Genomic DNA, 24,547 nt, shown 5'->3' on the forward strand with positions numbered 1-24,547 from the left:
TGTCCTATTCAAATTGGCTCAAAGTTTGATTGAGTTGGTTTGCGTGTTGTTCGGCAGCCACTAACTCAGCCTGTAATTGAGTGAGGTCTTCGCCATCATTCTCTTGCGCTTTTTTGATAGCACGTTCTGCTTTAGTGACAGCAGCCCTTGCAAGCGCTGCATCGATTTTTAGCTTTTTGAGGTCAATGCCCTGAGCTTGTGCTTCTTTAGACTTGATTGCTTCAGCCTCATCAAGACGAGCTTTAGCCTCATCGTGTCGCTCTTGCAGGCGCTTAATTTCTTCTTCAAGCTCTCTATAAAGGGCATCGCCTTCTGCTGTTTCCGCCAAACTTTTTTCTGCTTTCTTTAGTTTGGTTCGCATGATGGAAACTTGTTGTTTGAGCGCTTTTAAGTCAATAGCCTCGGTTACTGTAACCGTGGTGTTGCTTTGAGCTTGTTGAAGGGCTTCTAGAGACTCATCATATTTTGCACGTAATTTATCAACCCCAGCGCGCATCTTTTCAACGGCCGGACTATTGTTGGCGATCGCAGCCTGTAAGGCTGTCTCTGCTTTTTCGAGCGTGCGTTTAGCTTTCTCTACATCTTCTGTAAGACCGTTGAGCGGCGCTGATGCCGTACCTGATGTCGGGGCACCCGAATCCGCTTTTTCAAAGGCTAGTTGTGCTTCGTGTGCTTTTTTCTCTAAATCGACAACGGTAGCTTGCAACACCTCCGTGCCTTCTTGACCTTTTTCAGTGGCATTTTTCAACGCCTGCTGTGCCTTTTTAAGTTTAGTTCTTGCAACGGCGGCGGCTGTTTTGAGCTGCTTAATATCAGGTGCAGCCGGCTGAGCATTGTTATCAGGTGTTGCCAAGGTTTTCTCAGCGCTGATTTTCTTTTCTGCTTGCGCTTTAGCGGCCTGCTCGGCGCGCTCTTTGCGTCTTAGCTCTTTTTCAATCTTTTCTTGCTCAAGCCTTGCTTGTCTTGCTTCAAAGCGGATGCGGGATTGTTCTGCTTTACGTTGTTCAGCTTCTTCTGCTCTGATCTCTTGCTTAGCAAAACGGTAGTATTGTACCAGTGGGATATTGCTAGGGCAGACATAGGAGCAGGCTCCGCACTCTATACAATCAAACAGGTTGTGGTGCTTAGCCTTTTCAAACTCGCGACTTTTAGCAAACCAATGTAGCTGTTGGGGTAGTAGCTCAGCAGGGCATACTTGTTCGCACATGCCACAGCGAATACACGCTTGTGCAGGCGGTGCGGGAGGCATCTCTTGTAATGTTGCTGCAATAATACAGTTGGATGTCTTGATGACGGGAATATTCTCATCTTCGATAGTGAATCCCATCATGGGGCCACCCATCACTAGGCGACTCAGTTGAGGTCGATTAATACCTGAAGCTTTCAGAAGAGCGCTAAATGGAGTGCCTATTAATGCTTCTAGGTTTTGTGGCTTTGAGACCGCTTCACCGGTGACTGTCACAATACGGGAGATGAGCGGTTTGCCCTCATGTACTGCTTGATGGATGGCAGCGACTGTTCCAATATTCTGGCAGACAATACCTACATCTGCGGGTATGCGGCCGCTCGGTACTTCCACATTGGTGAGTAGTTTGATCAGTTGTTTCTCCCCGCCAGAAGGATATTTTGTGGGGACAACCATAATATCAATGTTCAGATTCGTATCACGTAAGGCTTCTTCCAGCACACGAATAGCATGAGCTTTGTTATCCTCAATGCCGATCATGATGTGGCTGGGTTGCAGTAAGTGGTTGATGATCTCAACACCGCTGACAATTTGATCAGCTCGCTCACGAATAAGCATATCGTCAGCGGTAATGTAAGGTTCACATTCGGCTGCATTGATGATCAAAGTATTGACGATATGATCATCCCCTAGATGAAGTTTGACATCTGTCGGGAAGCCTGCACCGCCCATGCCAGCAATGCCATGATCGCGTATGTAATCGATCAATTCAGGCTTAGGGAGTGCACGATAATTCTCTAACCCTTGATGGGGTATCCATTCATCTTGTCCATCTGTTGCAATCGTGATGCAAGGTGCTGCCAAACCGGATGGATGAGGAACCGCTTGTGGGGCAATATCGATAATATGCCCAGAACTAGGAGCATGCACCGCAACGCTAATACGGCCTTGTGCTTTGGCAATCACTTGTCCTTTAAGGACGTGCTCACCTGTATTGACACAAGGTTTAGCAGGCGCACCAATATGCTGCTGCAAAGGGACGATCAGCTTTTCGGGCAAGGGTGCTGGACGAATAGGTGCGCGTGTGGATTGTTTTTTATTCTCTGGTGGATGGATGCCACCATGAAATGAGAAAAACTTATGCATCAGGCGACCTCTCTTTGTTCAAGTCCACGACCCTTGTCGGTTGCAATCAGCTGTACGCCAGGAACGGGCGCATCCCACTTCCAGGTATTTAAGGTGGTTTCAATCGGCAACATATCGATACAGTCAACAGGGCAGGGTTCTACACAGAGGTCGCAGCCAGTACATTCGGACACAATGACAGTGTGCATCTGTTTGGCTGCACCTAAAATGGCATCAACTGGACAAGCCTGAATACACTTAGTACAGCCTATACATTCATCTTCACGGATGTAAGCGATCTTTTTTACACTCTCTTCACCGTGTTCAGCATCCAGCGGAATAGCTTCTACATCCAGCAAGTCGGCAAGGGCTTCAATGGTGCTTTGTCCGCCGGGAGGGCATTTGTTAATGGCATCCCCGTTACTAATTGCTTCAGCATAAGGCCGACAACCTGGGTAGCCACACTGTCCACATTGTGTTTGAGGCAGTAAGTTATCAATTTGGTCGACAATGGGATTGCCTTCAACCTTGAACTTAACAGCAGCAAAGCCTAATACAAGTCCAAATACGATAGCTAAGCTCAGCAAGACCAGTATGGCAATTAATACAGCACTCATGGCATCTATCCCGCTTAAAACTTAACCAGACCGGTGAAGCCCATAAAGGCTAGAGACATTAAACCCGCCGTCACCATACCGATCGCGGCACCTTTGAAGGGAACGGGTACATCAGCCACGGCAACACGCTCACGAATGGCCGAAAACAAAATCAATGCCATTGAAAAACCTACAGCGGCGCCGAATCCATAAAAAATAGATTCCATAAAATGGTTCTGCTTTTTAATGTTCAAAAGTGCCACGCCAAGCACCGCACAATTTGTGGTGATTAGTGGTAGGAAGATCCCCAGCACTTTGTAGAGCATAGGGCTGGTTTTTTTGACGACCATTTCTGTAAATTGTACGACAACGGCGATCACCAGTATAAAAGAGATGGTTCTAAGATAACCCAACTCAAATGGTTGAAGCAGGTAGGTGTAGACAAGGTAGCTACATACCGAAGACAGTGTTAGTACAAAGGTTGTCGCAAGGGACATGCCCATGGCGGTTTCTAGCTTATTGGAAACTCCCATAAAGGGGCATAAGCCTAGAAACTGTACCAGTACGAAGTTGTTAACCAGCACGGTGCTGATCAGAATTAATAGGAAATCTGTCATGATCTCTGCTTCAGAAAAACGAAAGACCTATCAAGCAGCACTTGATAGATCGGTAAAATTAGCAAAGGCTAAAGTTTAACCTAATTTTGTATCGCTAAACATGGGTAAAGCGTTGATCTAACGCAATCGGAGACAGAGGCGTGCTCTGGCCCCGACCGCGCTGGATTATATCAGGTTTTTAGCTCTTAACTGTTGTAGCGCAGCAGCTACATGGTCTTCATCTTGAGTCGGCGCTGTGTTTGCATCAATACTGAGATCAGCGTCTAACTGGCTATTTGACAGTACTATCAGACCGTTGTCTTTTAACTGAGCCGCAACATCGGCAATGACCGGTTGTAGCGTAGCTGGTAAATTCGACTCAATTAGCGGTGCGACCGCTTTACCCAGATCAAACAGTGCCTTTTCTAACGAGTGAATCAGCGTTTCAGTTGACTGTTTATCCCCCGTGATTTGGATAATAGAGCTTCTCTGACCTAGACGTGCGGCTTTCTGCTCGGCACTGACCTGTGTTGCATCATAGAGCTTGTAACCAGCATCTTGGTCGGCGTCAATGATCATGCCAGCCGCAACCGTTGCATTACTGAGTCGATCAACCACAATGAAAGAGCCTGTACCTCGGAAAGCTTTATAGTTGTCCGGAAGAATGGCGCGCTCAAGCGTTAACTCGCATCGCCCAATTTCATTTAACTGTAAGCTGGAGTCTTCTGAGTGTTCTAGTGTGTTTACATCGATTTTGTAACGAATATCAGTAATCGCACCTGCAACACGACTGGTCAGCAGTTTGATGTCATAGGTTTTACCTCGTGACATGGGCTGCTCTGACATCCACACGAGCGTTGCATCAAAACGATTGGTCGCTTTAGGGATATTCTGACTATGTACAAGAATATCGCCACGAGAGATATCGATTTCGTCTTCCAGTGTCAGGGTGATCGACATAGGAGGAAATGCCTCCTCTAGTTCACCATCAAAGGTCACAATCGATTTTACGCGGGATGACTTGCCTGAAGGTAAAACAGTGACAGCATCACCGGGGCGGACAATGCCTGAGGTCAGCGTGCCGCAATAGCCACGAAAATCAAGATTAGGACGGTTAACGTATTGTACTGGGAAACGTAGTGCATCAAAGTTCTGATCACGGGCGATCTGCACGGTTTCCAGTGTCTCCATCAGTGGTAAACCGGTGTACCAAGGCATAGACTCTGATGGGTTAACGACATTGTCACCTTTCAATGCAGAAAGTGGCACAAATTGGATATCCGGGAGATCTAATTGTGCAGCGAACTTCAAATAATCTGCTTTTATCTCTTCGTAGCGCGCTTCACTGAAGTCAACCAAGTCCATTTTATTAATGGCAACAATGGTGTGCTTTAGCCCTAGTAATGACACGATAAAACTATGGCGCCGTGTTTGAACCTGAACCCCATGACGAGCGTCGATCAAAATGATGGCCAAATCACAGGTTGATGCGCCTGTGGCCATGTTGCGAGTGTATTGTTCATGGCCAGGGGTGTCGGCAATAATGAACTTACGCTTGGCGGTGGAGAAATACCGATAGGCAACGTCAATAGTAATGCCTTGTTCACGCTCTGCTTGTAAACCGTCAACAAGTAATGCGAGGTCTAATTCTTCTCCCGCATTGCCCACGCGGGCATTATCGTTTTGGATCGCAGCTAGTTGATCTTCATAGATCATTTTAGAGTCGTGTAGCAAGCGTCCGATTAAGGTGGATTTGCCGTCATCCACGCTTCCGCACGTCAGGAACCGAAGAAGTTCTTTGTTTTCATGTTGGTGTAAATAGGCTTCAATATCGCTGGAAATCAGTTCTGATTGATGGCTCATGGTCTTCTCTCTACAAAATTCGGTATCAGGAAACAGTTAGAAAAAGTGGGTCGGTTACTAGAAGTAGCCTTCCATCTTCTTTTTCTCCATTGAGCCAGACGAGTCGTGATCAATGGCGCGGCCTTGTCGCTCGGAGGTTGTTGTGAGCAACATCTCCTGAATAATTTCCTGTAGTGTTTCTGCGTTGGAATCGACAGCACCGGTTAGCGGATAGCAGCCAAGCGTTCTGAAACGTACCTTACGCATATCAGGCGTTTCGCCTTCATTCAACGGAAGGCGTTCGTCATCAACCATAATCATCATGCCATCGCGTTGCACAACGGGGCGTTCTGCTGCGAAGTACAGAGGTACAATTGGGATGCTCTCAAGATAGATGTATTGCCAGATGTCCAGTTCCGTCCAGTTAGAAAGAGGGAATACGCGAATACTCTCGCCTTTATCTACACGGGTATTAAAAATAGTCCACAACTCGGGGCGCTGGCTTTTTGGATCCCAGCGGTGAAATTTGTCCCTGAATGAGAAAACACGCTCTTTTGCGCGAGATTTTTCTTCGTCACGGCGTGCACCACCAAAAGCTGCATCGAACTTGTACTTATCCAATGCTTGTTTGAGGGCCTGAGTTTTCATGATATCCGTGTGTTTGGATGAGCCGTGGGTGAAGGGGCCTACCCCCATATCTACACCTTCCTGATTGATATGTACGATCAGGTCCATCCCTGCTTCTTTAGCCATTTTATCCCGAAAGCTGATCATCTCCTTAAATTTCCAAGTGGTATCAACGTGCATAAGAGGGAAAGGTGGCTTTCCTGGGAAGAAGGCTTTTCGTGCCAGGTGCAACATTACTGCCGAATCTTTGCCGACGGAGTAAAGCATGACAGGGTTCTCGAACTCGGCGGCGACTTCGCGAATGATCTGGATGCTCTCAGCCTCCAATTGCTTAAGATGAGTAAGACGGCGTTCTGGTAAAGATGTCATGTCAGCCTGCTCTAATAAAGGACAAAGTTGATCGCAGAGGTCAATGTGCACAGCTGCGGATGTTGCGGCGCATTATCACAAACTAATCACCTTTGTAAAAGTAATAAATAGAAATTCTTTTATTCTTTTTTGTTATAATCGAGTACGGGTTTTACGGGATGATTTTTTATTCTAAAAAAATATAACAAGATGAAAAATTATTATTTTAGGTTATATATAATGCTCTGTATGATGGCGACCTGATTAATTTGGCGGTGGTAGGTACTGTGGTTATGGAATTAGCTTACAGTTTTGCAGGTTTGGTGGTTGGGTTTGTTGTCGGTCTGACAGGAATCGGTGGCGGTGCGTTGATGACACCGATCTTGATTGTCGTCTTTGGCATCCCGCCTATCGTCGCTGTTAGTACGGATTTGCTGTATGCGTCAGTCACTAAGTTTGGTGGTGTATTTGCCTACGCTCGAAAGAAGCTTATTGAGTGGCGAGTGGTGTTCTTACTGCTATTGGGGAGTATACCCGGTAGCTTGCTGACTCTGGAATACCTTAAGGGGTTGGATGCGCTCGAGCAGATTGAGCACTTAATGAATCTGACGTTAGGCTTTTCGTTGATTTTAACCTCCATTGCTGTTTTCTGTCGTAACCGTATTCGTACTTACGCTATGAAGATTCAGCATGAAGCATGGGTTATTAAAGCAAAACGTGTACGTCCAGCGATCACCGTCGTCATGGGTATTGTCTTAGGTGGTTTGGTTACTTTGTCTTCAGTGGGTGCAGGTGCGTTAGGTACGGCATTGTTGATTACACTCTATCCACGGATGAACATGCCGGCAATTGTAGGAACTGATCTGGTTCATGCAGTTGTTCTGACGGGAGTGGCAGGAGCAGGACACTATACTATGGGCAGTGTAGACCTGTCCTTGCTGGCTTACCTGCTGATTGGCTCTTTACCGGGAGTATTCCTAGGAAGCCATTTGGGAGCGAAGCTTTCCCCAGCGGTTATGCAGCCGATTATTGGCTCGGTACTTCTTGCTATCGGCGTACGGTTTGTGTTGGCAGGCTGATAAATAATAAACAAACTTTTAATTTTGACTCTTAGAACTAAGCGGGCAGCGGGTCTGCCAAACGGGTGAAGTATTCATGTACCAATATAACGAAGTTGACCAAACCCTGGTTAATGAGCGAGTCGAGCAGTTTCGTGACCAGACGCGTCGTTTTCTGGCTGGCGAGCTACCAGAAGATGAGTTCCTAGCATTGCGTTTGATGAATGGCCTATACGTGCAGCGTCATGCGCCTATGTTGCGTGTGGCGATTCCTTATGGTCTGTTTTCATCTGAGCAGATGCGCAAACTAGCGCATATTTCGCGAAAATATGACAAAGGGTATGGACATTTTACGACACGTACCAATATCCAATTTAACTGGCCTAAGTTAGAAGAAGTGCCGGATATTCTAGCCGAGTTAGCGCAAGTGCAGATGCACGCGATTCAAACATCTGGTAACTGCATTCGAAATACGACTACCGATCCGTTTTCGGGTATCTTGTCCAATGAATTGGAGGACCCGCGGCCATACTGTGAAATTATTCGTCAGTGGTCGACGTTGCATCCAGAGTTTGCTTATCTACCTCGCAAGTTTAAAATTGCTGTTACCGGAGCACCCGAAGATCGTGCAGCTTCCCAAGTACACGATATCGGTTTGCATCTTGTCAAAAATGCAGAGGGTGAGATTGGCTTTGAAGTCTTGGTTGGTGGTGGACTTGGTCGAACGCCTGTCATCGGTAAAGTAGTACGTGAGTTTTTACCTAAGCAGCACCTTTTGTCTTACTTGGATGCCATTTTACGGGTATATAACCTTAATGGCCGTCGAGATAATAAATACAAGGCACGTATTAAGATTCTGGTAAATGCGCTAGGTGTTGAGGAATTCACACGTTTAGTTGAGGCGGAGTGGGAATTCTTGCGCGATGGTGAGCTGACGCTGACTGACGCTGAAATTGAGCGTGCCAAATCTTTTTTCAAACCTTTCGATTATGATCCAAAGGCTGCAGAAGATAAAACACTTGCAGACAAGCTGTCAGCGGATCAATCTTTTGCAACGTGGTATGAGAAAAATACCCGTGAACATAAGGTCGAGGGTTATCGGGCAGTAATTGTTTCGTTAAAGCCCTATTTAAAACCGGCAGGTGATATCACGGATGTGCAGATGGATCTGATTGCTGATCTGGCTGAGCAGTATAGCTTTGGTGAGATCCGCTCCACCCACGATCAAAATCTGGTGTTGGCTGATGTTAAAAAATCGGACCTTTTCGCTGTATGGCAGGCGTTGGATGGTGGCAACATGGCCCGTCCAAATATTGGTACACTGACAGATATGATTGTATGCCCAGGCTTTGATTTTTGTGCCTTAGCTAATGCCCGTACGTTAAATATTGCTGATCAAATCAATGAGAAATTTGATGATCTAGATTATCTCTACGAACTAGGTGATATCAATGTCAACATGTCAGGCTGTATCAACGCCTGTGGACACCACCATGTAGCCGATATTGGTATATTAGGCGTCGATAAAAAAGGCGAAGACTGGTATCAGATTACCTTAGGTGGTTCTTCGCGAGAAGATGCTCGCTTGGGTAAGATCTTAGGTAAAGCAGTCGCAGCTGATGAAGTTGCTAATACCATCGAAAGTATTCTGGGCGTGTTTGTAGAGCATCGCTTAGACAATGAATTGTTCCGAGATACGGTTCAGCGTATTGGTATGGATCCGTTTAAGGAGAATGTGTATGCCGTTGCTCATTAATCAACAAATCGTTGAGGATAACTGGATTACTCTTAGTCCTGAAAGGCTTGAAGAAACCGCTGAGCTGCCACAAGGTGATCTCATCGTTCCTTTTACATATTTTTTGGAAAACCAAGCAGTACTTGATGCTCATGAAGGTCAAGTGGGTGTTCAGGTGAATGGCGATGATAACTTGGCCGAGCTGTACCGTCTCCATCAGGCGTTTCCCTTAGTTGCTGTTGAGTTTCCTGTTTTGCGGGATGGTCGAGGCTTCAGTATTGCCATGCAGTTGGTACGCCAAAAATTTCAAGGGCAGTTAAGAGCGGTAGGGGATGTTGCCCACGATCGTTTGGGTTACATGGAGCGCTGTGGCTTCAATGCGTTTCAAATTCCAGAGGAGCGATTTAGCCAAGAAGACCTTGCTGTATTCAATGAGATCAGTGTCCATTATCAAGGGGCTGCAGAAGATCCACGTCCGCTGTTTCGCCGATAAATGATGCCAAGGCGGGGTGGTTAGCCCCGTCTTGCACTGCATAGGAGTATAAGATATGAGTATTGATCTCGCTGCTGCGAACCAAGCACTAACAGGTAAGTCGCCACAAGAGATTATCGCTTGGGCTGTTTCTCAGTCAGTAAACCCGATAGTCACCACTAATTTTCGCCCCTATGAGTCAGTAATTTTGCATATGGCGGTGCAAGCTAAACCCGATATCAAGGTGCTATGGGTTGACTCTGGCTATAACACGTCTGCCACTTATCGATTTGCAGAAAAGTTGATTCAAGATCTTAACTTAAATGTTGAGACGTTTATTCCTCAGATGACCTCTGCCCGTCGTAACGTCTTAATGAAAGGTATTCCTGACGTAGATGATCCGCTACATGAGGAGTTTACGCGTCAGGTTAAATTAGAACCGTTTCAGAGAGCGTTGGCTCAGATGAAGCCAGATTTGTGGTTGAATGCCATTCGTAAGGATCAAACTGAGTTTCGCCAATCGTTAGAAGTGGTATCTGCAAGCAAAGACGGTATTATCAAAGTAGCGCCGCTGTTTAATTGGAGTGAAGAAGACCTAGAAGCTTATTTGGCTGAACACAACTTGCCTAATGAGCACGACTACTTTGATCCAACCAAAGCACTAGAAACCCGTGAATGTGGATTGCATACCCAGCTTTAAACCGGTTTTCTATGTTTTGAATCGCAAAATATGAGCCTGGAAGCCATCATAGATTGTACGCAAATGTGCTAATCTTAGGCTCATCAATTGATGAGGGCTCATTGTGAACTTCCTACCTCTTTTCTTTAATCTCAAAGGTCGTCAGGCACTACTGGTAGGTGGTGGCGATGTTGCTTTGCGCAAAGCGAGGCTGCTAAAACGTGCTGGCGTTAATCTCACGGTGGTTTCCCATGGGATTATTGATGAACTCAAAGCTTTACTCAGTCATGAGCAAGATCAAATCATCATTGGTGAGTATCATCCAGCCCTTCTGGATGGCAAGGTGCTGGTGGTCGCTGCAACTGATGATAATGCTCTTCATGAGCGTATCCATTTTGATGCCAGCGAGCACAATATACCCGTTAATGTGGTAGACACGCCTTCGTTATGTACCTTTATTTTTCCTGCTATTGTTGATCGGTCTCCTATTGTTATAGGTATCAGTTCGGGAGGAGATTCACCTGTTTTAGCGCGCCTTTTAAGGGCTCGTCTAGAAACGCTTATTCCTCAAGGGTACAGTAACTTAGGTAGTTTAGTCGGGCGCTTTCGCGATCAGGTCAAGGCGCGCTTTTCCGTGCTAAATGATCGACGCCGCTTCTGGGAATATGTCATTGAGGGGCAGATTGCTGAGAAAGTGTTCTCTGGCAGGGACACTGAAGCCGAGGCATTGCTTACTGAAGCGATTAAACAGGGTAAAGTGGGCCACCAAATTGGAGAAGTTTACCTCGTAGGTGCAGGCCCCGGTGATCCTGAATTGCTGACATTCAAGGCGCTTCGCCTAATGCAGCAAGCGGATGTGGTGTTTTACGATAACTTGGTCTCACCGCAAGTATTGGATCTTTGTCGTCGTGATGCGGATCTTATCTATGTCGGCAAACAGCGAGATAATCATGCGGTACCCCAAGAGGGGATTAATGCTCTATTAGTCAATCACGCGAAACAAGGTAAACGTGTGGTTCGGTTAAAAGGAGGCGATCCTTTCATTTTTGGTCGTGGGGGGGAGGAGCTGCAAGAGCTAAAAGCGGAAGGTATCCCGTTTCAGGTGGTTCCGGGTATTACGGCGGCAAGTGCGTGCTCAACCTATGCCGGTATCCCGCTGACTCATCGAAATTATGCTCAATCGGTTAAATTTGTTACGGGCCAACTCAAAAACCGCAAGCAAGAGTTGAACTATGCTGAATTGATCCATGCTAATCAGACGGTTGTCTTCTACATGGGGCTACATACATTGCCCGATTTGGTTAAAGGGCTCGTAACCCATGGTAAACCAGAGAATACCTCGGTTGCCATTGTCTCAAGGGGAACGGCCGCTGATCAGCAGGTTTTAACTGGCACTTTGGCAGACATTGTGAGCAAACAGGAGCAGGCGCAACTACCCGCGCCTGCGCTTATTATCGTCGGTGAGGTTGTTCAGTTACAGGAGCAACTATCTTGGTTTGGCACAGTAGGAGATCAGCAGAGTGTGGCGCACGCCTTGTCGATGAGTAAAGCTGTGGAGTCCTAATGAGCGAGTCGATAGGCAAAACCGGACTTTGGTTATTTGGGGGTGAACACTGTGGTGTTTGCCATGCTATTCGTCCTCAAATTGAGCGCTATCTTCGTGACAACTGGCCTGATTTAGCTCTACATTATGTAGATTGCGAAAAAGCTTCTGAGGAGTGCGCTCAAAACCAAGTATTCAGTTTGCCCGTTGTGCGCTTGTACTTAGATGGCCGGCTTTATATTGAGGAGGTGCAAGTTTTCAGTTTGAGCAGATTCTTCAAGGAGCTGGATTACCTATGTGAGCGGTTCTTCCACGCAAAGACATAGAGAAGGTCAGAAGGTGATTTAAGCAGGGATGTTGATTTTATAAAAGAGTCACTCCCTAGATAAATCTTTATCAGGTAGAATCCCATTTTTTATTCTTGTGTAAAAGAGATCATCCCATGGGTCGAGCTTATCAAAACCGCAAAATGTCGATGGCAAAAACATCCGATGCCAACGCAAAACTCTATAGTAAATTTAGCCGTGAAATTTATGTTACTGCAAAATCGGGGGGCGTGGACCCTAACGGTAACTTAGCGCTGCGCGGTTTAATTGAGCGAGCAAAGCGAGAACAAGTGCCGAGCCATGTTATCGATAAAGCGCTTGATAAAGCAAAAGGCGGTGGCGGAGAAGACTTTTCTCGAGCGCGCTATGAGGGGTTTGGCCCAGGGAATTGCATGGTGATCATTGATTGCCTGACAGATAACCCTAATCGTACGTTTGGTGATGTCCGTAACTGTTTTACCAAGACTAAAACGAAAATTGGTACGCAGGGCAGTGTTGCTCATATGTTTGATCATTGCGCCATTTTTGTTTTTCAGCACGATGATGAAGAGGCGGTACTGGAAGCGTTGATGATGTCTGATGTGGACGTAACTGATATTGAAAATGAAGAGGGGAAAATAACTGTTTTTGCTCCCCATACTGAGTATGCTAAAGCTAAACAGGCGTTGTCTGAAGCGTTTGAGGGAATAACATTTGATGTGGACGAAATTCAGTTTTTGCCACAAACTGAAACGGAAATCAGTGAAGAAGATATGCCTATGCTCGAAAAATTTCTTGGCATGCTAAACGATCTAGATGATGTACAAAACATCTACCATAACGCGATTATCTAATTAGATTGTTTGCACAACTGCATCATTGGTAATTAGATCACGTTGTTGGCTATCGAACATTTCAGCCAACAACGTGCTTCTTAAAGTTTACTGGAACAGTACCAAACCCACGCCATAGCTTCCCGCAAAGCCTAAAGAATAAGCTAGGAGCAAAAACAGGCTGTATTTCATATAGCTGATAAAGGTTACTTCCGGCACTTTACTCATGGCAACAATACCCGCTGCTGAACCAATAACGAGTAATGAACCTCCTACACCAACGCCATAGGTGAGTGATAACCAACCTGCGTGATCCATGCCAGGGTCTGCTTTTAAGAGTGCAGCTGTTAACGGGACATTATCCACAAGTGAAGAGAGTAAACCCATCACATAGTTTGCATGGACTGCTGGCAACATGTCATAAATCTTCACTAAAGAATCCAGAACCCCAATCTCTTTTAACATACCGACAAGGAGTAAAATGCCGAGGAAAAAGAGCAATGTGTCAAACTCAATCGCACGTATATAGTCGAGCATACTCTCCCGGTCGTCATCTTTGTGGAAGAAGCGGCCAATTAAAAACATAATTGAGAGGCCAAACAAAAAGGTAAGCACCGGAGGGACACCAGCAATAACGTTGAGGATGATGGTACTTAGAATGGTCGCTAAAAAAACAAAGGCGATGCTCATGCCAACGCGATCATAGCGCCGTTGTCCACCATCAATGATAAGTTCCCCAGAGAGTCCGAAAGAGAGCAAGCCTGCTAAAAACATCACGCTGATAAATGAGGGGGCAGATAGCCAAAGTAAATCCTGTATTGCTACTTTATCGGCTAGGAATATCATCAAAGTGGTGACATCACCGGTTATTAATGAAACGCCCCCTGAGTTCACGGCAAAGACGACCATGACGGTGAATTTCAATGTTTTATTAGGGGGAAGCCGTAAGGAGAGTACCAGTGCTACAGAGACCAACGTAGCCGTAATATTGTCAGACAGCGATGAAAACACAAACGAAAATATCGCCACCATAAACAACAATTGTTTTTCACCTAGGCGACTGGGTAAAAACTTGTAGATGAGAGTTTCAATTAATCCTTGGTGGTTGAGGTAAGCCACAAACGTCATAGCTGCCATAAGAAACAACCAGAGGCTGGCGATCTCCAAAAGGTTCTCATTAAGCATCTCTTGAATATCTTTTGGTGACAAATTGGGCTCGGGAAACAAAAATAGTACAAGCCAAGCAAGTGTTCCCAGAAACAGCGTCGTTTTTGCTTTATTGAGATGGATAACATCTTCAAGCACTATCATAAAAAAGGCTATGACAGCTAACGTAATTAAAAAAGTGTGCATGTTGCACGGCTCCAGCAGGTTGAAAGACGGTATTTTATTGTTGTGTAAAATGCCCTGCATTTTATTTTTCGACACGAAGTTTATATTATTCTAGCGTTAAGTGTTATCCGGTGAGTTTGCCCAGTATGTCTGACGTTGAATATTCCCCTTTATGGCATGTATATCTCCTCCTTTGTGCTGATGGCACGCTTTATACGGGGGTGACTACGGACTGCCAGAGACGGCTTAAAGAACACAATGAGTCGAATCGGTTGGGAGCAAAGTACACCCGTTGTCGAAGGCCTGTTACTTTAGTTTGGCACGAACCCGCTCGTAACCGGTCGGAAGCTTGTCAGCGTGAGTATGTAATTAAACGCTTAACCCGAGCCGAAAAACTCGCCTTAATTTCTTGATAAGTCTCCTCTTTTTTTGGCGATTGTTTATTTACCAAGACCAAAGTATGATCTTGCGACAAAACTACAAAAAATAAGGGGATTTCATGTCTGCGCGCTACTCAGGTTCTATTCGAACAAAAGTTGTTTTGATCACGCTGGTTTGTACCACCTTAATATTGGCGGCGGTAGGTATATTTGACACTTATCGCTTGATTGCTACCGAAAAAGAAAAACTCAGCAACTTGGCTGATGTTACCGCTGAGCGCTTGGCGCAGCATTTGATTACTCCTGTTTGGGATTTAGATACTGATCGTATCAGTAGCGCAATTGAGGCAGAAATGCTGGAGACAAGCCTTCTGGGTGTTGTAGTGTATGATGAAAATGGCACGAATGTAATGGGAGCAAAAGAGCGAGATCATAACTGGGGAGTAATTGGCTCATCAGGTAACATAGCCAGCTCATACGCCCAAGCAACGGCAGAAATCCGTACTACTGATAAAACAATTGGCAGTGTGGCTGTTTATGTGAGCGACCGTTTTATCAGCAAAACTATACAAGATGCCGTCGTTAACGAGGTTATTCGAACGGTTGCAGTTAACGCTGCTATCTTTTTCGTATTGGTTTTGCTGTTGGGTAAGTTTCTGATTACACCTATTCTTAAGCTTGCAGAACAGGCCAGTGAAATCAGTACTGGTAAGCTCAATACAGTTATCGAAGTAAAAAGTAATGATGAAATAGGTATGTTAGCTGACTCCTTAACGCGAATGCAAAAAAGTTTAATTGTAGCGTTTAAGAAAATCCGACAAAACAACCGTTCCAACGAGCAAGAACTATGAGTGTGTTCTCTTACTTTTTCAAAGCAGTCAGTAAAGCGGTAAGGTTGTATGCCTATCTAATGCTTATGGTGCTTAGTGCTCATTCGAGTGCGGCGGAGCCTATAAAGTTAACAACGGAGTCTTACCCTCCGTTTAATATGATTACAAGGACAGGCGAAATTTCGGGCATATCTACTGATATCGTACACGAACTGTTCAAACGAAGTCAGATCCCTGTTGAGATGGAGCTGTTGCCTTGGAACCGCGCGTACAGTATGGCCCAAGAATCCCCAAATGTCGGCGTTTTTTCTACGACACGCACAGCAGAGCGCGAGAAGCTTTTCAAGTGGGTCAGTCCTCTAACGTCTAATAACTGGGTATTTTTAGCAAAAAAAGACCGTAATATACGACTTTCTTCTCTAGAAGATGCTAGGAAGTATCGTATTGGAGGTTATAGGGGAGACGCTATTGCTCTATATCTGGAGGCTCAAGGGTTTAATTTAGACTTGGTAAGCCGAGATGAGCTTAACGCCTTAAAATTAGATCGTGATCGGATTGATCTATGGGCAACGGGACATTTATTAGGCCCCTATTTAGCTAAAAAGCAGCGAGTTGATGGCTTAGTTGATGTGTTGACGTTTAAAGAAACAGTTATGGGTATTGCTTTCCACCCGGAAACCTCTGATACCGTTATTAATCGCCTCAATACCACCTTACAAGAGATGTATAACGATGGCTCGGTTGATCGGATTTTCAATTATTATCGTTGATTCTTGTATGTGCGTTTAATTCAATCAGGCCTTTGCGGGCTTGATTTTTTTATACTTGTTGTTATGTTATGGTGTAACTTTTTAGTAATGGAAGCTATTATCGTGAAACGTCCGAATCGTTGGTTATTCCCTTTGCTTATTAGCGCATCTTTCTCCACAAATCTCTATGCAGGCGAAGCGCATGAGCACGGTATTGCTCACTTGGACATCGCTAAAGAGGCCGAAAGTCTATCGCTGATGTTAGTATCACCTGCCCTGAATTTTGCAGGTTTTGAGCATGCTCCAAAAAATGCTGAGCAGCATAAAAAACTGGAAGAGGTTGAGCAGCAACTGAAGCAGGGGTACTCACTTTTTGAAATTGCAGATGACGCGCTTTGTATTCTGAAGAAAGTGAAGTTAGAGGATACCCCACTAAAAGATGATCAGAAAGATAACCACGACCACGACCACGACCACGACCATGACCATGACCATGAGCATGAGCATGAGCATGAGCATGAGAATAACAGCCATGACGAAGGACATAGCGACTATCGCATTAGCTATGAATTTAAATGTGCTGACCCAGCGAAATTAGAAAACCTCACAGTTAATTTATTCAAAATATTCCCGGCAACAGAAGAGATACGTTATCAATTTATCAGTGAAACCTTTCAAAAGGGTGGGAGTCTGAAACCTAGTCAAACGGTGATACCTCTCAAATAACCTTTTAATGGCGGCGATAAGATGGATGTGGTTCGGCTGCAAAATATAGTGTTTAGCTGGGGTAAAGACGCACCGCTAATAGATATACCTTCGTTTTCCTTAGGGAAGGGAGAGCGTGTGTTTTTACAAGGCGCCTCGGGTAGTGGGAAAAGCACGTTGCTCAACTTGATAACGGGTTTACTGACACCTGAGGCGGGCCACATGTATGTTAACGATGTCGATGTAGCGCAGCTTTCGATGTTACGACGAGATCGTTTTAGGGCTGATAACATTGGATTTGTTTTTCAGAGCTTCAATTTACTTCCCTATCTTTCATTGCTAGATAACGTCGTTTTGCCCTGCAGGTTTTCAACGCTTAGAAAACAAAAGGCCATTGAGCGAGATGGCTCCGTTAAGCGATCGGCACAACGATTATTATCGGAATTAGGTTTGGCGTCACAATTAAAAACCAACCAGCCTGTTATTCAGCTATCGGTTGGCCAACAGCAACGTGTTGCCGTTGCCCGCGCGCTGATCGGTTCGCCAAGATTACTGATTGCAGATGAGCCTACATCGGCGCTTGATGCTGACAGCCGACAGCAGTTTTTAGACTTGCTCCTTCGAGAAGTGAAAACACAAAATAGTACCCTTCTGTTGGTTAGCCATGACCCAGTGCTAGGTGAACGATTTGATCGCAGCGTTTCGCTTTCGCACATTAATAGCGTAGCGGTAGCACAGGGAGTGAATAATGCTGCTTAAGTCTGCAATAGCGAGTGGCTGGCATCGGAGGCAAACGCTATTACTGATTATCCTTACAATTGCTTTAAGTGTTGCGTTGTTAATCAGTGTAGAGAAAGTTCGATCAGAGGTTAGAGAGCATTTTAATCGATCCGTATCAGGTACGGACTTGATAGTGGGCGCTAGAGGGGGGGCTTTGCAGCTTATGCTCTACTCCATTTTTCATATAGGTCAAGCCTCCAATAATATCCGTTGGGAAAGTTATCAGAAAATTGCTGGTCATCGGCATGTAGAGTGGGCGCTACCTATACTACTAGGGGACTCTCATAAGGGGTTTCGGGTTGTGGGTACCACAGGTGACTTCTTTCAACACTACAAAGTGGGCCAACAGCGTGCTCTATCCTTCTTCGCAGGTTCGGTTTACGATGATCTATTTGAAGCAGTGGTTGGTGCTGAGGTAGCTAGAGAATTAGGTTATCAAATAGGCGACCAGATCACGCTATCTCATGGTATGGGCAACAACAGCTTTGCAGAACATGATGATCGGCCTTTTATTATAAAGGGAGTTTTAGCCGCGACAGGAACGCCAGTAGATCGTTCCGTCTATATCAGTCCAGAGGCGATTGAGGCTATTCATATAGGCTGGCAGTCGGGTACTAGAATACCCGGTCAGCACTTTTCTGAAGACGACGTTCGTGCCAAAGATTTACAACCTAAAACACTCACCGCTATCCTTGTCGGGGTGAAGTCGCGCTTGGCTATTTTTCACCTGCAAAGACAAATCAACCAATACAACGAGGAGCCACTGCAGGCTGTACTGCCGGGAGTGGCCCTGCAGCAACTTTGGGAGTTAATCCGTATAGCTGAAGACGCACTTCGTATTGTATCTGCATGTGTTGTTGTGGCGGGGCTTGCAGGAATGCTCTCTGTTTTGCTAACGAGTCTTGGAATAAGGCGGCGTGAGATGGCAATATTAAGGGCGGTGGGGGCTCGGCCTTGGCACTTGGTAGCTTTGTTAGTGATGGAGTCTTTTATCGTTACGCTGTTAGGAACCCTATTAGGGATTGTGGTGTCGATAGGAGGACTTTGGTTTTTTCAACCGGTATTGGAAGCGAACTTAGGTTTATTTTTAGATCCTTGGAGTCTTTCTATGGAGACTTTATATATACTAGGTGCTGTTTTATTGGCGGGTGCTATGACTGGATTATGGCCGGGGATCAGCGCCTATCGTATGGCACACGCTGATGGTTTATCGGTACGTTATTAGAAGTAAGGTATGCATATCAAAATTTTTATCACAGTGTGTTTGGCATTTTTGCACTTTGTTACACCACCCAGCTTAGCTGCACAGAATATTGTTGGCCAGTTAGAAGGGAAACCGATAGAGCAGCTAGAGTGGGATCAGCTCATGCCTGCGGATTATACGCTTGATGGCCTCTTTGATGATCAGCAGTTGGAGGGGTTGGATGATTTGGACCCAAGGGCTGCTCAGTTAATGGACCAGCTGCAACAAGCGCTCCAATCAGCCCCTATTGTCCCTGAAATGGATGGCAAGACAATCCGTATTCCCGGTTTTGTCGTTCCTTTAGAGGGCGAGGATCAAAAGGTTTTTACCTTCTTTCTCGTTCCTTACTTTGGTGCTTGTATTCATGTCCCCCCACCGCCATCTAACCAGATTATCTATGCTCGTTATGAGCCGGGCGTCAAGCTAGAAAGCCTTTACGATGCGGTTTGGTTAACGGGTACTTTACGTACGGAGACCTTTAGTCATGAGTTAGCATCGGCAGGCTATCGGCTTGAGGTGTTTCGAATCGAACCCTACGATGAGTAAACGACAGCCAGCTCTGTAAGTACCCTATCACTCTCTTATCGTATTTGTGATATTGAAGCTCTTCAATTAGCTTGTACGCAAACTGCCTTTAGGTTAGTTTCTCCTCGTCACACACAGGGCGGCTGTTGCTTGATAGTTTTCAAGAAGTTAGGCCGAGTGTGACATATAGGAGTTTACTTAACTAAAGGAAAAAATATGATCACTTTCAAAAGGATCTTATTGGGCTTATTACTGGTGATCCCACTGTCAGGCTGCGTTAAAGGGCTGGTAGGTGCTGATGCTGGTGATAACCAAAGCGTATCACAAGGCGATCAAGTCTCTTTGGTCGGTGAAGGAAAATTCAAAAACGCACGACTATCGCGTGTGGCATCTCTCTCATATCACTGGACACAAATCGCAGGGACGACCGTCGTATTAGAGGGTGCGGATAGCGATAGTGCCAGCTTTACAGCTCCGGCTGTTGCCTCGACAGAAGAAATCCTGACATTTGAGTTGACGGTGAGTACTCAAGTAGGACGTTGTAATAATGCGGGTTCCTACACCCACAGCGGCATCTATGGTCGTTGCCTGGTAGCCATTGCAAAAGATACCGTTGATGTAACGGTAGCGGGTGGCGAACCAGAGCCGCTTACCTCAACGGTACAAGGGCGTATAACCGATGTTGCAGGTAACGTTGTGAGTGCAGCCATTGAAGTCTTACAAAATGGCACCTCTGTACTAACCAGCAACAGTGATGCACAAGGACGGTTTGATCTAACGCTGGAAGAAGATAAACAGTATGTACTGAAATTGTCAGCGCAGGGTTTTGCTGCGCAATCCGTACCGATTCAATCCCCAGGTGCAGCAGGTAAAGTCTTCTTTGATATCACAATGATTGCTGCGGGCGCGCCACAGTCTTTCCAAAGTGCAGAATCTGCGTTGATGGTTGGTTCTGATGGAGCACAAGTAAACGTTCAGCCAAATAGCTTTGTGAATGCAGCGGGGAATCTGGTTAATGGCGATATTCAAGTCACCATTACACCGGTCGACGTATCGAGAGCGGCATCTCTGGCAGCGTTCCCGGGTGATTTTGTTGGTATCCAAGAGAGTGATGGAACAGAAACACCGATTATTAGCTTAGGAACGGTGGAGTATGAATTTACACAAAATGGCCAACCGTTACAGCTAGCACCGGGAGTGACAGCTAATATCGAAATCCCGATCTATATCGATACCTACCAAGATGGTAGTTCCATACAGTTAGGTGATCAGATTCCGTTATGGTCTCTGAATGAAGATACCGGTATCTGGCTACAGGAAGGTTATGGCACGGTAGTGGAATCTAGTGCATCACCCACGGGTATGGCGATGGCCGCAGAGGTCAGCCACTTTACGTGGTGGAATTGTGATGTAGTGATGAATCGTTCACAGGCTATTATCACAGTGCTGGGTAATGAGCCCGGAACAGTACGAATTAAGGCTACGACAACAGCTAATTTAGGATGGAGTCCAACGACAGCAGAGACAATTGCCGATATTGGCGAGCCCACAGGCAACTTATATATTCCTAGTGAGGTAGAGGTTTGTTTTTCTGCAGAAATTATGTATGCAAATGGGTTGATAGGGACAACTTCAGATGTTTGTATCAACGCTGCTCCAAATGCCCTTGTAAATGTTGAGTTGGAAGACGTATTACCGCTCGGGCCTGTATCTATAGTGACTGAACCTGCTACGCTTGGGGATGAGGTCAACTTAGTGGGCTATATCAACTTCCCAGTTGATCCACTTTATATACGCTCCGGTACGAGGGAGCTATTTGTAGACTTTACTCTGAAGTCAGGCCAATTGCCTGAGGGGATTAGTATATTAAATCAGGCAAATGATGTAAGTGCATCACTTATGGGTATTCCAACTCAGGCAGGCATGTTTAGTGCTGATATAACTGCAAGAGATACCGATGGGAATGAAGATACGATAACAGTAAATTACGAGATATATGACAGTAATATCATACGGCCACCTAGTTTAAATCCATATGCCTTTGTACAGTATGTTGTTAGCGAACCTCTCTCTATAGATCTGTTGTCTAAACTCCGAAATTTTGGTGGTTCGGTTTCTCATTGGGAAGTTTCGACCGTTAATACTAGTCGCCCATTGCCTGAGGGATCTTATCAGTTGGTAGGTTCCATTTTAACACTTAATATTCCTATCGGTGCTTACTCTTGTAGGGATCCGTTTACTATAACGGTTCTTGGCAAGAACGTATCTGGAGAGTCCAGCGTATTACTTCGTTTATATGATGAATACTGTGAACTGAACTGATTTTTTAAGGCCCCATTTGGGGCCTTTTTATTATTCTGATTACTTAATTTAAGTACTATCTTTTTAAGCGTAACCGGTTATAATCCGCGCACTCAAAATTGCAACGTTCGTTGTACAACATTGGCTTGTTCTTAGCTGGTTACTCCAGATCACGGTTTTTAATATCTGAGCTGTTTTTGCCTTGGTATTTTTCTTTTCTTATGTTCGACTAAGGAGATATAAGCCATGTGTACACTGGCAGGTTACCTATACTTTGTGGGAGGAGTCTATTATGAATCAAGCATCTGATATGCAATATCAGCGAGTGACAGCGGGCTGGCGAGAGTGGGTTTCTTTACCTGAATTGGGTATTCATTGGATCAAAGCCAAGATGGATACGGGGGCTAGAACCTCATGTATCCATGCTTTTGAGGTTGAAGCTTTTAATAATGACCAAGGTGAAGAGTGGGTTAGATTTGCATTACACCCCCATCAGGAGGAGACTGAAACGGTCATTCGTTGTGAAGCTCCAATTTTGGATGTCCGTAAAGTGACGGACTCAGGTGGCCATAGCGAAATGCGTTATGTGATTAAAACCCCTTTGCTTTGTGGTGGTAGAACTTGGCCTATCGAAATTACGCTAACGAACAGAGATATCATGAAGTTCCGTATGTTGATTGGGCGTACCGCTATGCTATCCAAATTAATGATCGATCCTGAACTGTCTTATCAGTTTGGGAAACCGGAGTTTTAATATGAAAATTGGTATTTTATCTCGTAACTCAAGCCTTTACTCCACACGGAGGTTGGTTGAAGCTTGCGAGCAGCGCGGGCATGAAACAAAGGTCATTGATGCTTTACGTTGCTATATGAACATCAATTCAGACCAGCCTTCAATCCACTTTAAAGGGGATGACCTGACGGGATTCGATGCCATTATTCCTCGTATCGGTGCATCTGTGACTTTTTATGGATGTGCAGTGTTACGCCAGTTTGAGATGATGGGGGTCTTTCCTGTAAATGAGTCAGTTGCGATTACTCGTTCCAGAGATAAGCTACGCTCTATGCAGTTGCTCTCACGAAAAGGCATCGGTATGCCAGTGACCGGTTTTGCCAGTAAGCCTGATGATATTAAAGACTTGCTGGACATGGTTGGCGGCGCCCCAGTTGTTATTAAACTGTTGGAAGGTACCCAAGGTATTGGCGTGGTACTGGCTGAAACGCGTAAAGCTGCCGAGAGTGTTATTGAAGCCTTTATGGGGTTGAAAGCCAATATCATGGTGCAGGAGTTTATTCGTGAGGCAGGCGGTGCGGATATCCGCTGCTTTGTGATTGGGGATCGGGTGATTGCAGCTATGAAACGCCAAGGTGCAGACGGGGAGTTTCGTTCTAATCTGCACAGGGGTGGTAATGCATCGCTTGTCAGAATCACCCCAGAAGAGCGTCAGACAGCGGTAGCTGCTGCAAAAATTATGGGGTTAGGTGTGGCCGGGGTGGATCTATTGCGCTCTGAAAGAGGCCCCTTAGTTATGGAAGTTAACTCATCCCCAGGGCTTGAAGGTATTGAAAAAGCCACAGGAAAGGATGTTGCAACTATGATTGTTCAATTTATTGAGAAAAATGCGAAACCGCAGAGGACGAGAACACGTGGCAAGGGCTAAGCCTAATCAAAGTATAACGATTTCAGGTGTCTCTGTGGCACCTGGTCAAAGAGCGGTGATTGATCTTGAGGTAGCACAACTTTATACCCACACACCGCTAAGTATCCCCATTGAAGTGATCAATGGTGCTAAAGAAGGCCCGGTACTTTTAGTCAATGCGGCGATACATGGTGATGAGCTTAATGGTGTAGAAGCAGTTCGTCAGTTACTGGGACGTATAGATGAGTCTAGGCTGAAAGGTACAGTTGTTGCTGTGCCGGTGGTGAATGTCTTTGGTTTGATCCATAAGTCACGCTACTTGCCTGATAGGCGGGATCTGAATCGTTGTTTTCCAGGCTCTGAGCGAGGGTCGATTGCTGGCAGATTGGCTTATCAGTTTTTTAATCAGGTGGTCAAGCATTGTAACTACGTGATTGATCTTCATACTGGTGCGATTCATCGCTCAAACCTTCCTCAAATCCGCGCTAACTTGAGCAATGAAACCACCAGTGAGATTGCCCATGCTTTTGGTACCCCCATCATTATTGATGCCGTTTTAAGGGATGGCTCGTTGCGAGCAATTGCAGAGGAGCATTCTATACCAGTCATTACTTATGAAGGTGGAGAAGCGCTTCGATTTGATCCTATCCCTATAGCTGCGGCGGTTGAGGGTGTGATGCGTGTGATGCGCCTGCTCGGAATGCTGAGGAAAACACGTAAAAAGTCGCCGATTACGCCGGTTATTGCAAGGTCTACCAGTTGGGTACGAGCAGAGCAAAACGGTATTCTACGCAGTCAGGTTACTTTAGGAGATCGTGTTGATAAAGGCCAAGTACTTGCTTTTATTAGTGATCCGTTGGGGCGAAGTGAGGTCGAAGTTAAAGCCCCACGAGAAGGGATTGTTATCGGCATTCAAACATTGCCGCTGGTCAACGAAGGTGATGCGATTGTTCATATCGCTTTCTTTTATGCGGAAAACCGACTGGTACAAGAAACGGTTGAGACTTACATTGATGAAGTGATGGAGCAGGCCGGTGAGGAACTGGTGATGTCGAGCATGTTAGGGTAAGGATGTTTATTTTGACCCAGTGAGATTAGAATACGTTTCTTTTTTGCT

The 24,547-nt window shown here is 45.5% G+C and carries 24 protein-coding genes; 18 read left to right on the forward strand and 6 right to left on the reverse strand.

The genetic code is table 11. The features are described from left to right. Positions 1-4: 4 nt before the first annotated feature. From rsxC to cysD, 5 genes are all read right to left on the reverse strand, one after another. Positions 5-2,332, reverse strand: coding sequence for an electron transport complex subunit RsxC (rsxC, locus tag F0U83_RS04825; RefSeq protein ID WP_138988788.1), 2,328 nt, complete (start codon positions 2,330-2,332; stop codon positions 5-7). After that, complete coding sequence (gene rsxB / locus F0U83_RS04830; RefSeq protein WP_138988789.1) at positions 2,332-2,928, reverse strand: electron transport complex subunit RsxB; 597 nt, start codon at positions 2,926-2,928, stop codon at positions 2,332-2,334. The genes rsxC and rsxB overlap by 1 nt, the downstream gene beginning before the upstream one ends. A gap of 14 nt (positions 2,929-2,942) precedes the next feature. Continuing rightward, on the reverse strand, positions 2,943-3,524 hold the full coding sequence (gene rsxA, locus F0U83_RS04835; protein ID WP_138988790.1) for an electron transport complex subunit RsxA: 582 nt from the start codon (positions 3,522-3,524) through the stop codon (positions 2,943-2,945). A gap of 165 nt (positions 3,525-3,689) precedes the next feature. Then, on the reverse strand, positions 3,690-5,366 hold the full coding sequence (gene cysN / locus F0U83_RS04840) for a sulfate adenylyltransferase subunit CysN (RefSeq protein WP_138988791.1): 1,677 nt from the start codon (positions 5,364-5,366) through the stop codon (positions 3,690-3,692). Between the two features lie 57 nt (positions 5,367-5,423). Then, positions 5,424-6,341, reverse strand: coding sequence for a sulfate adenylyltransferase subunit CysD (gene cysD, locus F0U83_RS04845; protein ID WP_138988792.1), 918 nt, complete (start codon positions 6,339-6,341; stop codon positions 5,424-5,426). 272 nt (positions 6,342-6,613) lie between these two features. Here cysD and F0U83_RS04850 point away from each other — a divergent pair, with 272 nt between their 5' ends. The 7 genes from F0U83_RS04850 (at position 6,614) to F0U83_RS04880 (ending at position 12,966) form a co-directional block, all read left to right on the forward strand. Continuing rightward, positions 6,614-7,399 carry a sulfite exporter TauE/SafE family protein gene (locus F0U83_RS04850; protein ID WP_138988793.1) on the forward strand — a complete coding sequence of 262 codons (786 nt, stop codon included), beginning with the start codon at positions 6,614-6,616 and terminating at the stop codon, positions 7,397-7,399. Positions 7,400-7,475: 76 nt separating this feature from the next. Further along, entirely contained in the window at positions 7,476-9,134 is a 1,659-nt protein-coding gene (locus F0U83_RS04855) for a nitrite/sulfite reductase (protein WP_138988794.1), read from the forward strand. Then, positions 9,118-9,606 (forward strand): DUF934 domain-containing protein, encoded by a 489-nt coding sequence (locus F0U83_RS04860; protein WP_138988795.1) that lies wholly within the window; start codon positions 9,118-9,120, stop codon positions 9,604-9,606. Before F0U83_RS04855 ends, F0U83_RS04860 begins: the two co-directional genes overlap by 17 nt. 55 nt (positions 9,607-9,661) lie before the next feature. Beyond that, a complete protein-coding gene (locus tag F0U83_RS04865) occupies positions 9,662-10,285 on the forward strand; it encodes a phosphoadenosine phosphosulfate reductase domain-containing protein (RefSeq protein ID WP_138988796.1) in 624 nt (207 codons plus the stop codon). A 103-nt stretch (positions 10,286-10,388) separates the two neighbouring features. After that, entirely contained in the window at positions 10,389-11,828 is a 1,440-nt protein-coding gene (gene cysG / locus F0U83_RS04870) for a siroheme synthase CysG (protein ID WP_138988797.1), read from the forward strand. After that, entirely contained in the window at positions 11,828-12,133 is a 306-nt protein-coding gene (locus F0U83_RS04875) for a thioredoxin family protein (RefSeq protein WP_138988798.1), read from the forward strand. The genes cysG and F0U83_RS04875 overlap by 1 nt, the downstream gene beginning before the upstream one ends. 116 nt (positions 12,134-12,249) lie before the next feature. Further along, positions 12,250-12,966, forward strand: coding sequence for a YebC/PmpR family DNA-binding transcriptional regulator (locus tag F0U83_RS04880; protein WP_138988799.1), 717 nt, complete (start codon positions 12,250-12,252; stop codon positions 12,964-12,966). A gap of 87 nt (positions 12,967-13,053) precedes the next feature. On the opposite strand, the gene nhaD is transcribed toward F0U83_RS04880, so the two are convergent. Further along, positions 13,054-14,298: a sodium:proton antiporter NhaD gene (gene nhaD, locus F0U83_RS04885; protein ID WP_211343713.1), complete on the reverse strand. Its 1,245-nt coding sequence runs from the start codon at positions 14,296-14,298 to the stop codon at positions 13,054-13,056. Between the two features lie 125 nt (positions 14,299-14,423). Between nhaD and F0U83_RS04890 the strand changes: the two genes are divergently transcribed. The 11 genes from F0U83_RS04890 to F0U83_RS04940 all read left to right on the forward strand — a co-directional run bounded on the left by F0U83_RS04890 (position 14,424) and on the right by F0U83_RS04940 (position 24,499). Beyond that, positions 14,424-14,690: a GIY-YIG nuclease family protein gene (locus F0U83_RS04890; RefSeq protein ID WP_138988800.1), complete on the forward strand. Its 267-nt coding sequence runs from the start codon at positions 14,424-14,426 to the stop codon at positions 14,688-14,690. A gap of 86 nt (positions 14,691-14,776) precedes the next feature. Then, positions 14,777-15,508, forward strand: a complete 732-nt coding sequence (locus tag F0U83_RS04895; protein WP_138988801.1) for a HAMP domain-containing protein — start codon at positions 14,777-14,779, stop codon at positions 15,506-15,508. Continuing rightward, positions 15,505-16,257, forward strand: a complete 753-nt coding sequence (locus F0U83_RS04900; RefSeq protein WP_138988802.1) for a substrate-binding periplasmic protein — start codon at positions 15,505-15,507, stop codon at positions 16,255-16,257. Before F0U83_RS04895 ends, F0U83_RS04900 begins: the two co-directional genes overlap by 4 nt. A gap of 102 nt (positions 16,258-16,359) precedes the next feature. Then, a complete protein-coding gene (locus F0U83_RS04905) occupies positions 16,360-16,962 on the forward strand; it encodes a DUF2796 domain-containing protein (RefSeq protein ID WP_170221916.1) in 603 nt (200 codons plus the stop codon). A 21-nt stretch (positions 16,963-16,983) separates the two neighbouring features. Beyond that, positions 16,984-17,700, forward strand: a complete 717-nt coding sequence (locus F0U83_RS04910; RefSeq protein WP_138988804.1) for an ABC transporter ATP-binding protein — start codon at positions 16,984-16,986, stop codon at positions 17,698-17,700. Then, positions 17,690-18,946 (forward strand): ABC transporter permease, encoded by a 1,257-nt coding sequence (locus tag F0U83_RS04915; protein WP_138988805.1) that lies wholly within the window; start codon positions 17,690-17,692, stop codon positions 18,944-18,946. Before F0U83_RS04910 ends, F0U83_RS04915 begins: the two co-directional genes overlap by 11 nt. A gap of 9 nt (positions 18,947-18,955) precedes the next feature. Next, positions 18,956-19,510, forward strand: coding sequence for a DUF3299 domain-containing protein (locus F0U83_RS04920; RefSeq protein ID WP_246077874.1), 555 nt, complete (start codon positions 18,956-18,958; stop codon positions 19,508-19,510). 195 nt (positions 19,511-19,705) lie between these two features. Further along, positions 19,706-21,811, forward strand: a complete 2,106-nt coding sequence (locus F0U83_RS04925) for a carboxypeptidase-like regulatory domain-containing protein (protein WP_138988806.1) — start codon at positions 19,706-19,708, stop codon at positions 21,809-21,811. A gap of 271 nt (positions 21,812-22,082) precedes the next feature. Further along, positions 22,083-22,544, forward strand: a complete 462-nt coding sequence (locus F0U83_RS04930) for an ATP-dependent zinc protease family protein (RefSeq protein WP_246077876.1) — start codon at positions 22,083-22,085, stop codon at positions 22,542-22,544. Position 22,545: 1 nt separating this feature from the next. Next, positions 22,546-23,451, forward strand: a complete 906-nt coding sequence (gene rimK / locus F0U83_RS04935) for a 30S ribosomal protein S6--L-glutamate ligase (protein ID WP_138988807.1) — start codon at positions 22,546-22,548, stop codon at positions 23,449-23,451. 34 nt (positions 23,452-23,485) lie between these two features. Beyond that, complete coding sequence (locus F0U83_RS04940; protein ID WP_246077878.1) at positions 23,486-24,499, forward strand: succinylglutamate desuccinylase/aspartoacylase family protein; 1,014 nt, start codon at positions 23,486-23,488, stop codon at positions 24,497-24,499. Positions 24,500-24,547 lie beyond the last annotated feature (48 nt).

The sequence above is a fragment of the Neptunomonas concharum genome (genome assembly GCF_008630635.1).
Lineage (GTDB): Bacteria > Pseudomonadota > Gammaproteobacteria > Pseudomonadales > Balneatricaceae > Neptunomonas > Neptunomonas concharum.